This window comes from Thermomonas flagellata, from assembly GCF_022419185.1.
In the GTDB taxonomy this organism is placed as follows: Bacteria; Pseudomonadota; Gammaproteobacteria; order Xanthomonadales; family Xanthomonadaceae; genus Thermomonas; species Thermomonas flagellata.
On record NZ_JAJOZK010000002.1, the window covers coordinates 40,486 to 53,283 of the forward strand.

Annotated in this window: 9 protein-coding genes; 2 read left to right on the forward strand and 7 right to left on the reverse strand. The window is 73.6% G+C overall.

What is annotated here, in order from left to right:
- Window positions 1-6: 6 nt before the first annotated feature.
- On the reverse strand, window positions 7-1,200 hold the full coding sequence (locus ML340_RS02420; RefSeq protein WP_240096315.1) for an EAL domain-containing response regulator: 1,194 nt from the start codon (window positions 1,198-1,200) through the stop codon (window positions 7-9).
- Window positions 1,201-1,409: 209 nt separating this feature from the next.
- On the opposite strand from ML340_RS02420, the gene ML340_RS02425 reads away from it, so the two are divergent.
- Window positions 1,410-5,048, forward strand: a complete 3,639-nt coding sequence (locus ML340_RS02425; RefSeq protein ID WP_425608265.1) for an indolepyruvate ferredoxin oxidoreductase family protein — start codon at window positions 1,410-1,412, stop codon at window positions 5,046-5,048.
- Between the two features lie 215 nt (window positions 5,049-5,263).
- Here ML340_RS02425 and ML340_RS02430 read toward each other — a convergent pair whose 3' ends face one another.
- Window positions 5,264-7,171, reverse strand: a complete 1,908-nt coding sequence (locus ML340_RS02430) for a M61 family metallopeptidase (RefSeq protein ID WP_240096319.1) — start codon at window positions 7,169-7,171, stop codon at window positions 5,264-5,266.
- Between the two features lie 414 nt (window positions 7,172-7,585).
- Between ML340_RS02430 and ML340_RS02435 the strand changes: the two genes are divergently transcribed.
- On the forward strand, window positions 7,586-7,789 hold the full coding sequence (locus ML340_RS02435) for an I78 family peptidase inhibitor (RefSeq protein WP_240096321.1): 204 nt from the start codon (window positions 7,586-7,588) through the stop codon (window positions 7,787-7,789).
- Between the two features lie 3 nt (window positions 7,790-7,792).
- Here the strand turns inward: ML340_RS02435 and ML340_RS02440 are convergent, their stop codons facing one another.
- The 5 genes from ML340_RS02440 to ML340_RS02460 form a co-directional block, all read right to left on the reverse strand.
- On the reverse strand, window positions 7,793-9,058 hold the full coding sequence (locus ML340_RS02440) for a TCR/Tet family MFS transporter (RefSeq protein ID WP_425608266.1): 1,266 nt from the start codon (window positions 9,056-9,058) through the stop codon (window positions 7,793-7,795).
- A gap of 17 nt (window positions 9,059-9,075) precedes the next feature.
- A complete protein-coding gene (locus ML340_RS02445; RefSeq protein ID WP_240096325.1) occupies window positions 9,076-9,657 on the reverse strand; it encodes a DUF2239 family protein in 582 nt (193 codons plus the stop codon).
- A gap of 70 nt (window positions 9,658-9,727) precedes the next feature.
- Window positions 9,728-10,330 carry a GTP cyclohydrolase I FolE gene (gene folE, locus ML340_RS02450; protein WP_240096327.1) on the reverse strand — a complete coding sequence of 201 codons (603 nt, stop codon included), beginning with the start codon at window positions 10,328-10,330 and terminating at the stop codon, window positions 9,728-9,730.
- A 59-nt stretch (window positions 10,331-10,389) separates the two neighbouring features.
- The gene (locus ML340_RS02455) at window positions 10,390-11,655 is read right to left on the reverse strand and encodes an MFS transporter (RefSeq protein WP_240096329.1); all 1,266 of its coding nucleotides are present in this window, start codon (window positions 11,653-11,655) and stop codon (window positions 10,390-10,392) included.
- Between the two features lie 41 nt (window positions 11,656-11,696).
- Window positions 11,697-12,338 (reverse strand): copper resistance protein B, encoded by a 642-nt coding sequence (locus tag ML340_RS02460; RefSeq protein ID WP_240096331.1) that lies wholly within the window; start codon window positions 12,336-12,338, stop codon window positions 11,697-11,699.
- Between the last annotated feature and the right edge of the window lie 460 nt (window positions 12,339-12,798).

Genomic DNA, 12,798 nt, shown 5'->3' on the forward strand with positions numbered 1-12,798 from the left:
GGCGGGCTACTGCGCCGGCTGCCGCCAGCGCGCGATCGCGGCGGCCAGCTCCGCGGGGGGCACCGGGCGCCCGATCAGCCAGCCCTGGGCGATGTCGCAGCCGAGCTCGGCCAAGAGCTGCCAGTCCTCGGCGCTCTCCACGCCCTCGGCCACCGTGGTCAGGCCGAGCTTGCGCGCCAGGTCCAGGCTGGCCTCCACCACCGCGCGCTTGCGCGGCTGCGCGGCGACCCCGGTGACGAAGCCCTGGTCGATCTTGAGCTCGGTGAACGGGATCTGCGACAGCTGCGCCAGCGACGAGTAGCCGGTGCCGAAGTCGTCGATCGACAGCCCGAATCCCTTCAGCCGCAGCCGCGCCAGCACCCCGAGCGCGCGCGCGGCGTCGGCCATCACCGAGCTTTCGGTCAGCTCCAGCACCACATCCTCGGGCTTGAGCCCGTGGCGCTCGACGATCGCCTGGTAGCGGTCGGCGGTGGCATCCGCCAGCGCCTGCGGCGAGACGTTGACCGACAGTTCCAGCCGCAGCCCCTGCTCCTGCCAGCGCCGCTTCCATACGCAGGCGGCGTCCAGCATGTGCTCGGTCAGCGCCTCGGCCAGGCCTTCGCGCTCGAGCACCGGGACGAACAGGTGCGGGCGCACCAGCAGGCCGTCGCGGCGCTGCCAGCGCGCGAGCGCCTCGACCCCGACCACCTTGCCGTTGGCGAACTCGGCCTGCGGCTGGAACCAGGGCACGATCTCGCCGGCCGCCAGCCCCGCGCGCAGCGCGCCGGCGTCGACCTCGGTGTCGGCGTCCTCGACCGCCTCCCCGGCCTGCTCGTCATAGCGCTCCAGCACCTGCTCGAGCTTGTCGCGGGTCAGCGGCTTCTCGACGCTGCCGAGCACGCGCAGCCCGTAGGCGCGGGTCATGGTCTGCACGGTGTGCAGCAGCGCCGGATCCAGCGCACTGACCACCACCACCGCGCGCGCCAGGTGCTCCTGCGCGAGGTGGCCGATGCATTCGATGCCGTCCATCCCCGGCATGTCCAGGTCGACCAGCACCACGTCCGGCGGCGCCGCCTGCGCGCGCAGGCACTGCAGCGCCTGCAGCCCGTCCGCCGCCTCCTGCGCGTCGCGCACGCCGAGCTCGGCGAGCAGGCGCAGCGCGATGCGGCGCTGGAAGCCGTGGTCCTCGACCACCATCACCCGCAGATCCGCCCAGCCCATGCGTCGCATCCCCTGCCGCAGGCACAGCCCCGCTAGCCTACCCCAGCCGCGGCCGGGGTGGTGGCCGGCGGGGCGGCCGCGCGACCCCGGCTGCTACCATACCGAGTCTTTGCTCGAACGGCGCCACGCCCCGCGCCGGGACTCCCACCATGACCAGCACCGCCGAACTCTCCTCGCCGGCCTCGGCCAACACCGGCCTGACCCATGGCGTGACCGATCCGGACTACACCCTGGACGACAAGTACCGGCGCCCGCAGGGGCGCATCTACCTGTCCGGGGTGCAGGCGCTGGTGCGGCTGCCGCTGATGCAGCGCCTGCGCGACCAGCGCGCGGGCCTGGACACCGCGGGGTTCATCTCCGGCTACCGCGGTTCGCCGCTCGGCGGGTTCGACCTCGAGCTGTGGCGCGCACGCAAGTACCTGGACGCGGCCGGGGTGAGGTTCACCCCCGGCCTCAACGAGGACCTCGGCGCGACCATGGTCTGGGGCACCCAGCAGGTCAACCTGTTCCCGGGCGCGAAGCACGATGGCGTGTTCGCGATGTGGTACGGCAAGGGGCCGGGCGTGGACCGCTGCGGCGACGTGTTCAAGCATGCCAACGCGGCCGGCACCTCGCGGCATGGCGGCGTGCTGGCGCTGGCCGCCGACGACCACGCCTGCCGCAGCTCGACCCTGCCGCACGGCAGCGAGGACGAGTTCGTCAGCGCGATGATGCCGGTGCTCAACCCGGCCGGGGTGCAGGACATCCTGGAGCTGGGCCTGCTCGGCTTCGCGATGAGCCGCTACACCGGGCGCTGGATCGGGTTCAAGACGATCGCCGAGACGGTGGAGTCCTCGGCCTCGGTGGAGGTCGATCCGTTCGCGCTTGAGATCGTGCTGCCAGGCGATGATGACTTCGCGCTGCCGGAAGGCGGGCTCAACATCCGCTGGCCGGACCCGCCGCTGGAGCAGGAGATGCGCCTGCACCGCTATGCGGTGGTGGCGGCGCAGGCGTTCGCGCGCGCCAACCGGATCGACCGCGTGGTGATCGACGCGCCCGCCGCGCGCCTGGGCATCGTCACCACCGGCAAGAGCTATCTCGACGTGCTGCAGGCGCTGGAATACCTCGGGCTGGACGAGGCCGCCTGCCGCGCCATCGGCATCCGCGTGTACAAGGTCGGCATGACCTGGCCGCTGGAGCCGCAGGGCATCGCGCGCTTCGCGCGCGGGCTGGACGACATCGTGGTGGTCGAGGAGAAGAAGGCCTTCATCGAGCGCCAGATGAAGGAGCAGTTCTACAACTGGCCGCAGGACTGGGGCCGCCGCCCGAGCATCGTCGGCAAGTACGACGAGGCCGGCGAATGGATCCTGCCGTCCACCGGCGAGCTGACCCCGGCCACGATCGCCGGGGTGATCGGCCGGCGCATGCTGCGGCTGGGGCTGGTCGAGGGCGGCCAGGCCGAGCGCATCGGCCAGGTGCTGCAGTGGATGGCGCAGAAGGAAGGCGAGCTGGCGCTGCCGCGCGCCAACTTCCCGCGCGTGCCGCACTACTGCTCCGGCTGCCCGCACAACACTTCCACCCAGGTGCCGGAGGGCAGCCGCGCGCTCGGCGGGATCGGCTGCCACTACATGGTCACCTGGATGGACCGCCGCACCGACACCTTCACCCACATGGGCGGCGAAGGCGTGACGTGGGCGGGCCAAGCGCCGTTCACCGACACCCCGCACGTGTTCCAGAACCTCGGCGACGGCACCTACTTCCACAGCGGCTCGCTGGCGATCCGCCAGGCGATCGCCGCCGGGGTCAACATCACCTACAAGATCCTCTACAACGACGCGGTGGCGATGACCGGCGGGCAGCCGGTGGACGGCGTGCTGACGGTGCCGCAGATCGCCCACCAGATGCGCGCCGAAGGCGTGCAGGTGATCGCGGTGGTGTCCGACGACATCGACAAGTGGACCGACCCCTCGATCTTCCCGGCCGGCACCAGCTTCCACGACCGCCGCGAGCTGGATGCGGTGCAAAAAAGGCTGCGCGAGGTCGCGGGGGTGAGCATCCTGATCTACGACCAGGTGTGCGCCACCGAGAAGCGCCGCCGGCGCAAGCGCGGCAAGCTGCCGGACCCGCCGAAGCGGGTGCTGGTCAATTCGCTGGTGTGCGAGGGCTGCGGCGACTGCGGGGTGAAGAGCTTCTGCGTCAGCGTGCTGCCCAAGGAGACCGAGTACGGGCGCAAGCGCCAGATCGACCAGAGCAACTGCAACAAGGACTTCGCCTGCGTCGAGGGCTTCTGCCCCAGCTTTGTCACCGTCGAGGGCGGGCGCCTGCGCAAGGGCCGCAAGGCGGAGGCGGCGCAGCGGCTGGCGCAGCTGCCCGACCCGGTATTCCGCAGCGACCTCGCGCAGCCCTGGAACATCCTGATCACCGGCGTCGGCGGCACCGGCGTGGTCACCATCGGCGCCCTGCTGGGCATGGCCGGCCACCTCGAGGGCAAGGGCGCGACCGTGCTCGACCAGACCGGGCTGGCGCAGAAGGGCGGCGCGGTCACCACCCACGTGCGCCTCGCGCGCCGTCCTGACGCGCTGCATGCGGTGCGGATCGCCGCCGGCGAGGCCGACCTGGTGCTCGGCTGCGACATGGTGGTGGTCAACGACTACTGGGCGCTGTCCAAGATCCGCGCCGGGCGCAGCACGGTGGTGCTCAACACCTACGAGGCGATGCCCGGCACCTTCACCACCCGCCCCGACCTGCAATTCCCGGCGGCCGCGATCGTGCAGGCGGTGCGCACCGCGCTCGCCGGCGGCGAGCCGCTGCAGGTGGACGCCACCGAACTGGCCACCGCGCTGCTCGGCGACGCCATCGCCAGCAACCTGTTCATGCTCGGCTATGCCTGGCAGCAGGGCCTGGTGCCGATCTCGCACGCCGCGCTGATGCGCGCGATCGAACTCAACGGCGCCGCGGTGGAGATGAACAAGCAGGCCTTCGCCTGGGGCCGGCTGGCGGCGATCGACCTGCCGGCGGTCACCGCCGCCGCCGGGCTGGAACGCGACCCGCCGACCGCGGCCGAAGCCACCCCGCCGCCGCTGCCGCTGCTGGCGGCGACCCCGAACGAGGCGCACGAGTCCGGCCTGATGCCGCAGGCGGCCGACTTGCGCGACGCCGACGAGCTGCGCCACCTGCCGGCTGGCGACCCCGGCGCGGCGCTGCATCCGGCGCTCGACGATACCCGCCTGTCGCGCTCGCTGGACGAGCTGATCGCGCGCCGCCGCGCGTTCCTGACCGGCTACCAGAACGCCCGCTACGCGCGCGCCTACGCCGACTTCGTGCAGCGCGTGCGCGCGGCCGAGGCCGCGCGCGTGCCCGGCAGCCACGTGCTGACCGAGGCGGTGGCGCGCGGGCTGTTCAAGCTGATGGCCTACAAGGACGAGTACGAAGTCGCGCGGCTGTACACCAGCGGCGAGTTCCTGCGCCAGGTGCAGGCCCAGTTCGAGGGCCAGGTGCGCCTGCACGTGCACCTGGCGCCGCCGCTGTGGGCCGGCAAGGACGCCCAGGGCCGGCTGCGCAAGCGCGCCTACGGGCCGTGGGTGTTCCCGGCGTTCCGGCTACTGGCCAAACTGCGCTGGCTGCGCGGCACCTGGCTGGATCCGTTCGGCTACCAGCGCGAGCGCCGCGAGGAGCGTGCCCTGATCGGCGAGTACCGGCGCACGGTGGAGGGCCTGCTGGAACGGCTGGCGCCCGCCAACCTCGCGCTGGCCGCGCAGATCGCCGGCCTGCCCGAGCACATCCGCGGCTACGGCCACGTCAAGGACGCAAGCCTGGCCCGCGCGCGCGCACGGCTGGCGGACCTGCTCGCGCAGTGGCAGGCGGCCTGAGCCCGGCGTCCGCGGCGGCGGCCGGGATCAGGCGCGGGCGACGCCCGCGCCGCGGCTGAGCGCGCACCCGCGCGTTGCCGACCAGCCGGCCGGCGAACGCGGGCGGGCCGATCCGCAGGCAGGCCTCCCGCGTGCCGCCGGATCCGGTCGCCCTCCCGGCCGCAGGGCCGCACCGCGACCCGCGCCGCGCACGGGCCGCCGCGGGCGCGCCGCGCTTACTTGCGCGCGGCGAAGATCGCGCCCAGGTAGTCCGGGGTGCCGGGGATGCGCTCCAGGTGCGGGTAGCGCAGGCCGCCGTGGTAGTCCAGCCTGACCGTGCGGAAGCGGTCGAAGTCGCGCACCAGCAGTTCGATCGGGGCCGGGCTGTCCTTGGCGGCCTTGATCGCGTCCTCCAGCGCCTCCTTGCTGTAGGCCTGGCCATTGACCGCGACCACCGTGCTGCCGCTGCCGAGGCCGGCGTTGAACGCCGGGCTGTCCCAACGCACGTCGGCGATGCTGCCGTCGGCGCCGAGGGTGAGGCCGAGGGAATAGACGAAATCGCTGAAGCCGCCGCGGGTGTTGGCCTTGGCGTAGGCGCTCGGGGTGTCCTTGAACACCAGCTTCCAGCCGGCGGCCTCGATCCCGCCGGTCAGCGGATGGCGGCCGTCCAGGCGTGCGCGCAGGAAGCCGGCCCAGTCGTGCGGATAGACCTGGTTGAGGGTGGCGACCACGTCGTCGAAGGTGTACAGCGACTGGGTGCGCCACTGGCCGTCGTTCTGGCCGAAGAAGGCGCGCGCGAAGTCGTCCAGCGACTTCTTGTTGCCGGTGCCGGCGCGGATCAGGGCGTCGGCCTCCAGCCAGATCAGCTGGCCGCCGGAGTAGTAGTCCTCGCTGAGCTGCCAGTTGCGGTAGGCGCGCGGGGCGCGCGCGGCGATGATCGGGTCGTTGGTGGTGTCCTGGATGTTGCGCCAGGACAGGCCGGGGCGGTTGTCGGCATAGGTGGCGGCGACCAGCGCCAGCGCGTCGAGCGAGGCCGGCAGCGGGCGCATGCCGCTGCGCGCGGCCAGCACGTTGCCCCAGTACTGGGTCTGGCCTTCGTAGACCCACAGCAGAGTGTCCTGCATCGGCACGTTGTAGTTCGGCGTCCACAGGTCGGCCGGCCGGCGGTACTTGCCGTTCCAGCTGTGGGTGAACTCGTGCGGCAGCAGGTCGTCGAAGCCGGTCTTCTCGTTCCAGCCGGTGAAATAGTCGGTGCCGACCCCGTTCTCGCTGGAGCGCTGGTGCTCCAGGCCGTTGCCGCCCAGCTGCGAGGACAGCGACAGCAGGAAGCGGTAATGGTCGTAGTGCTGCGCGCCGAACAGCTTGAGCGCCTGCGCGACCATCGCCTTGTGCTGGGCGATCTGCTCCGGCTTGGCCTCGAGGTACTTGGGTGCGTCGGCGACCACCCCGAGGCTGACCGGCACCTTGCTGCCGGCCGGGGTGAGGTCGATCAGGCGCGCATGGCGGCCGGCGTACACAGGGGAATCCACCAGGATGTCGAGCGGCACGTCCTCGTAGTCCACGGTGTCGCCCTGGCGGCCGTCCTCGTGCAACGCGGTGAACGCGGTCCAGCCGGCCGGGTAGGTCACCCGCATGTCCACCGGGATGCGGTGCACGTAGTAGCCGGCCGGGTACAGCACGGTCGCCAGCGGCTGCAGGTTGAGCATGCTCGGGGTCATCACGATCCGGCCCTGGTTGGGCGCGGTCGGGGTGAGGTACTTGAATTCGGCCACCACCTCGTTGGCGCCGGCCGGCACGTCGAGGTGGAAGGCGGCCACGTCGAGCGGGTCGCGCCGCCACGCCAGCGGCTTGCCGCCGGCGCTGAAGCGGATGCCGGCGATCTTGTCCAGCGGGTTGCGCGGGGTGTGCCCGCCCGGCACCCACATCGGGTAGAGCAGGGTCAGCGGGCCGGGCTGCGCCGGGAGGGTCTCCTTCACCCGGAAGATCCGCTGGGACAGGTTGGTGGCGTCCACCTCCAGCTTGATGGTGCCGGCATAGGGGATGTCGCGCGGCGGCGGAATCGTCGATTCGGCCTGCTGCGCGCGCGCGCCGGCGGCCAGCAGCAGCGGCAGGATCAGGACGGACAGCGGGCGCAGGCGCGGCATCGGGGCACTCCGGATCGGACGATCCGGGCATGGTAGGCGGGGCCGGCCGCGCGCCCCTATGCCGGAAGCCATGCACGCCGCGTGCACGCGGTGCGGACGCCGCCTCCACCCCCGCGCAGGCACACTGGCGGCATCCCCACCCTCTGGAGGTTTCCGATGCGCCCATCGCTGCGCTGGCTCGCCCCCGCCGCCGTCCTGTTGCTGGCGGCTTGCGCCACGCCACCGGTGCCGCCCGCCCCGCCGCCGCCCGCGGCCGGAATGGCGCCTCCCCCGCCGCCCCCGGCCGGCGCACTGCGGCCGGCCCCGCCGCCCCCGCCGACCGCCGCCCCGGGCCAGCGTCCGCCGCCGCCCGCCGCGCCGCCCGCCCCACCTGCGCCGCCCGCCGCGTCCGCGCCACCGCCGCCCGCGCCGCCGATGGCCTGCGATGCCGGGCCGGCCCAGCGCTTCGTCGGCCAGTCGGCGAGCGCGACCAACGTCGAGGCCGCGCGCCGCGCCGCCGGCGCGCGCACGGTGCGCAGCCTCATGCCGGGGCAGCCGATGACGATGGACTACCGCGGCGACCGCCTGAACGTGCTGCAGGACGCCGCCGGCCGCATCGCGCAGATCACCTGCGGCTGAGGCTCAGCCCGGCCCCGGTCCGTCCGCGACGGCGGGCGGGGGCTCGGCGGCCACGCGCCGGCCGGCGCGCCAGGCGATCGTGGCCGCCGCCGCCAGCAGCAGTGCCGCCAACAGGAACGCGATGCCCGGCAGCCGCAGCGGCGCGTGCGGGCCGATGAAGAACCCGAAGCTGCCGGCGAACAGCGCCGGCGCGACGATCCCGGCCAGCGACACCAGCCCGCTCAACGCGCCCTGGATGCGCCCCTGCATCTGCGCCGGGATCTGGCGGGTGATCAGCGCCATCGTCGCCGGCGAGGCGATCGCCCACAGCGCGCTCAGCGGCAGCCCGAGCAGGAACACCCAGCCCTGCCCGGCCAGCCCGTACACCAGGAACCCGAGCGCGCCGCAGCCGAGCCCGAGCAGCATCGCGCGGCGCTCGCCCAGCCGCTTCACCGCGCGCCCGACCACCGCCACGTTGACCACCACGCTGAGCACCCCGACCAGCGCCAGCACGTAGCCGGCGGCGCGCTCGCCCCAGCCGAACGCGGCGTCCGCGAACAGCACGAAGGTGCTCGGGTACACGTAGTGGGCGAAGTTGGCGATGAACACCACCGCCACCAGCGGCCAGATGCGCGGGAACTCGGCCAGCAGCCGCACCCCGCCGAGCGGGCGCGCGTGCCGCCAGTCGAAGCGCGCGCTGCGCCGCTCCGGCGGCAGCGACTCCGGCAGCACCAGCAGCCCGTACAGGAAATTGAGCAGCGCCAGCGCCGCCGCCACCCAGAACGGCAGCCGGTGTTCGATCGCGCCCAATACCCCGCCCAGCAGCGGGCCGATGATGAACCCCAGCCCGAACGCGGCGCCGATCAGGCCGTAGCTCTTGGCGCGGCGCTCGGCCGGCACCACGTCGGCGATGTAGGCATTGGCGGTGGTGAAGCTGGCCGAGGTGATCGCCGAGACCACCCGGCCGACGAACAGCCAACCCAGGCTCGGGGCCAGCGCCATGAACACGAAGTCCACCCCCAGCCCGAGACAGGACAGCAGGATCACCGGGCGCCGCCCGTAACGGTCGGACAGCGCGCCCTGCACCGGCGCGCTGAAGAACTGCACCAGCGCGAAGGTGAACGAGAACACCCCGGTCCAGTACGCCGCCTGCGAGGTGCTGCCGCCGACGAACTGCTGCACCAGGTGCGGCAGCACCGGGATGATCAGCCCGAACGCGATCACGTCGATCAGGACGGTGACGAAGATGAAGGCGAGCGCGGCGCGGCGGCCGGGCAGCAGGGTCGGGATCGGCACGCGGGCCTCGCTCAGGCGGCGGTGAAGGCATCCGCGGCCAGCACCGCGGCATGCTCGCGGATGTCCTCGGGCCAGCGCTGGATGTGTTCGTGGAAGGCGCAGAAATCGCCGGCGAACAGCGCGCGCCCGGCCGCCTCGCAGCCGGGCAGCTCGCGCGCCATCGCCTGCAAAAAGCGCCAGGTGGCCTCGCGCGCGGCGCCGCGGCGCTCGCCGGCGGCGGCCACCCGCGCCTGCTCGACCAGCCGCCGCAGCGCCACCGAGGCCCCGCCCGGCTGCACCGCCAGCCAGTCCCAGTGCTGCGGCAGCAGGGTGACCTCGCGCGCGATCACGCCCAGGCGCGGTCGCCCCGGCCCGCGCGGCGCGCGCGCACCGCCGGCACGCGCGCTGCGCGGCTCGGCCAGCCAGCGCAGCAGCTCCGCCTCCGGCAGCGCCAGCGGCAGCTCCACGCTGCGCCCGCTGGCGTCCTCGAACACCTGCACCCGGTGCCCGCGATCGTGCGCCTGCTTGGCCTTGAGCGCGACGTGCCGCAACTCGCCGCTGGCGATGCGGGACTGGTCGGCGAACGCGGTGCAACGCAGGGACGGCAGGCTCATGGCGGGGGGCGGGGGCGGGCGCGCCCATTGTCGCGGCGGCCACGCCCGCCTCCAAGCCGCGCGGGTCGGCTCAGCGGCGGCCGTTGCCGACCTCGATGAAGCGCAGGAACTCGGCGCGCGTGCGCGCGTCCTCGCGGAAGCAGCCGAGCATCTTGCTGGTGACCATGCTCACCCCGCGCTTGTGCACGCCGCGGGTGGTCATGCACTCGTGCGCGCCCTCGACCACCACCCCGACCCCGCGCGGCTGCAGCACGTCCTGGATGCAGCGCGCGATCTGCGCGGTCATCTTCTCCTGCACCTGGAAGCGGCGCGCGAACGCATCCACCACCCGCGCCAGCTTGCTGATGCCGACCACCTTGCCGTCCGGCAGGTAGCCCACATGGACCTTGCCGATGATCGGCGCCATGTGGTGCTCGCAGTGGCTCTCGTACTCGATGTCGCGCAGGATGATCATCTCGTCGTAGCCGGCCACCTCCTCGAAGGTGCGCTTGAGGTACGCCTCCGGGTCGATCGCGTAGCCGCTGAACCAGTCGGCATAGGCCTTGACCACCCGCTTGGGGGTCTCGAGCAGGCCCTCGCGCGTGGGATCGTCGCCGGCCCAGCGCAGCAGGGTGCGGACGGCCTCCTCGGCCTGGGCACGGCGGACGCCGTGGCGGATCTCGTCGTCGGACATGGGGGCGGTTCCGGGGGGAACGGGGATCGTAACCCGCGCCGCGGCGCGGGACATCAGCTCTACGGCGCCGGACCCGCATTCGATGCACCCGCACGCCGCCCGCGCATCGCCAGTGCCACCACCGCGCCGGAGGCGAAGGTCAGCGCCGCCACCGCCAGGATCGCCGCGCGCAGGCCGAAGCGGTCGGCCAGCAGCCCCGCGGCGAGCGCACCGACCGCGTAGCCGAGGTCGCGCCAGAAGCGGTACACGCTGAGCGCCCGCGCGCGCCAGGCCGGGGCCGCCGCATCGGACACCGCGGCCAGCAGGCTCGGGTACACCATCGCGGTGCCGACCCCGAGCAGCACGCTGCCGGCCAGCCAGCCGGCGAAGCGGCCGCTGAGCGCGGTCAGCGCCAGGCCCGCGGCCTGCACCCACATCCCGGCCACGATCAGGCCCTTGCGCCCCCAGCGGTCGCTGAGCGGCCCGGTCACCACCTGCAGCGCGCCCCACACCACCGGATACACCGCCTTGAGCAGGCCGATCCGCTCCAGCCCCAGTCCTAGCGCCGCGAAGAACAGCGGGAACAGGCCCCAGCTCATGCCGTCGTTGAGGTTGTTCACCAGCCCGGCCTGGGAGGCCGCGAACAGGTCGCGGTCGCGCCAGCTGGTGCGCGCGAAGACCTCGGCGAACCCCGGCCCCGGCGCCCCCACCGGCGCCGCACGCGCTTCCAGCGCCACGTATGCGGCGGTGTCGCGCACCAGCGTCCACGACAGCAGGGTGCCGGCCACCGCATAGCCCACCCCGAGCCACAGCGGCGCCGGGCGCAGCCCATGGCGCGCGGCCAGCCAGCCGGTGGCGAGCGCGGTGGCGCCGACCGCGAGATAGCCGGCGAACTCGTTGAGCCCGACCGCCAGGCCGCGCTGGCGCGGCCCGACCAGGTCGATCTTCATCACCACCGTCATCGACCAGGCCAGGCCCTGGCTGGCGCCGAGCAGGACGTTGGCCGCCACGATCCAGCCCCAGTCCGGCGCGGCGATGATCAGCCACGGCACCGGCAGCCCCAGCACCCAACCCAGCAGCAGGGTGCGCTTGCGCCCCCAGCGGTCGGCCAGCTGCCCGGACACCAGGTTGGCCGCCGCCTTGACCAGGCCGAAGCTGACGATGAAGGCGGTGACCAGGCTGGCCGACGCGAGGTGGAACTGCTCGCTGCCGATCAGCGGCACCACCGTGCGCTCGATCCCGACCAGCCCGCCGACGCAGGCGTTGACCACCACCAGCAGCGCGAACTGGCGCCAGTTGGCGCGCAGGCCGAGGCGGACCGGAGCCGGCGGGGCGGGTGGGGTCATCCGCGCAGCCTACCCGTGGCCACGCCCGCCTGCCTGCGCCATCAGAACCACAGGCGCACGCCCGCGACCCAGCGCCCCTCGCGCACGGGCCATCCCGCCGCCCGGCGCAGGCGCGCGGTGGTGCCGTAGCCGCGCTCCCACTCCCAGCCGAGATAGGGCGCGAACTGGCGGTCGATCTCATAGCGCAGGCGCAGCCCCGCCTCCAGCGTGGCCAGCCCCGCGCCCAGCCGCCAGGCCGGATCCGCGCGCGCCTGCACCAGGGCTTCCGCGCGCCACTGCAGGATCAGGCGGTTGCTCAGCAGGGTGTCGTACTCGCCGTCCAGCCGCAGCTGGTGACGGCCGGCGCGGCCGAGATAGGCGGTCGCGGCCAGCTCGAACTTGTACGGCGCCAGCCCCTGCACGCCGAGCCCGAGCCAGTCGCGCCGCGGCCCGTCGCCGCGCTGCTGGCGCACGCCGGCGACCACGTCCCACCACGGGCGCACCGCGCGTCCGGCGAACAGCGCCAGCTCGCCCTGCTCCAGCCGGCCCGCGGCAGCATGCCCGCGGGTGCGCCACCACAGCCGGTCGAGATCGCCGCCGATCCAGCCCTGCGCCTCCCACTGCCAGGCACCGGCCGCGGCCGGCACCGCCTCCAGGCGGTCGATCAGGCTGTAGCTGTAGATCCCCTCGCCGTGCCTGTGCATGTGCGCGTGCAGCGACGGAAACGCGGCCGCCAGGTCCTGCGCGGTCGGCGGCGGAATCGGCGTGCGCGGCGCGGCGGTGGCCGGCAGGTCGTCGGCCCCCGGCGCAGGGGGCCTCTGCGCGTGATCCCTCTGCGCGTGATCCCTCTGCGCGTGATCCATCTGCGCGTGATCCATCTGCGCGTGATCCATCTGCGCGTGATCCATCTGCGCGTGATCCATCTGCGCGTGGTCCCTCTGCGCGTGGTCCCTCTGCGCGGGGTCCCTCTGCGCGGGGTCCCTCTGCGCGGGGTCCCTCTGCGCGGGGTCCCTCTGCGCGGGGTCCCTCTGCGCGTGGTCCATTTGCGCGTGGTCCATTTGCGCGTGATCCCTCTGCGCGTGATCCCTCTGCGCGTGATCCCTCTGCGCGTGATCCAGCTGCGCGGGGCTCTGCCCCCGATGCGCTGCGCGCAGCGGCGGCACC

Coding starts and splice junctions, on each gene's coding strand:
- ML340_RS02420 (WP_240096315.1), bottom strand. CDS start 1,200: ATGGGCTGGGCGGATCTGCGGGTGATGGTGGTCGAGGACCACGGCTTC.
- ML340_RS02430 (WP_240096319.1), bottom strand. CDS start 7,171: ATGCCGCGCCTGCGCCCGCTGTCCGTCCTGATCCTGCCGCTGCTGCTG.
- ML340_RS02435 (WP_240096321.1), top strand. CDS start 7,586: ATGGCCTGCGATGCCGGGCCGGCCCAGCGCTTCGTCGGCCAGTCGGCG.
- ML340_RS02445 (WP_240096325.1), bottom strand. CDS start 9,657: ATGAGCCTGCCGTCCCTGCGTTGCACCGCGTTCGCCGACCAGTCCCGC.
- folE (WP_240096327.1), bottom strand. CDS start 10,330: ATGTCCGACGACGAGATCCGCCACGGCGTCCGCCGTGCCCAGGCCGAG.
- ML340_RS02455 (WP_240096329.1), bottom strand. CDS start 11,655: ATGACCCCACCCGCCCCGCCGGCTCCGGTCCGCCTCGGCCTGCGCGCC.
- ML340_RS02460 (WP_240096331.1), bottom strand. CDS start 12,338: ATGCACAGGCACGGCGAGGGGATCTACAGCTACAGCCTGATCGACCGC.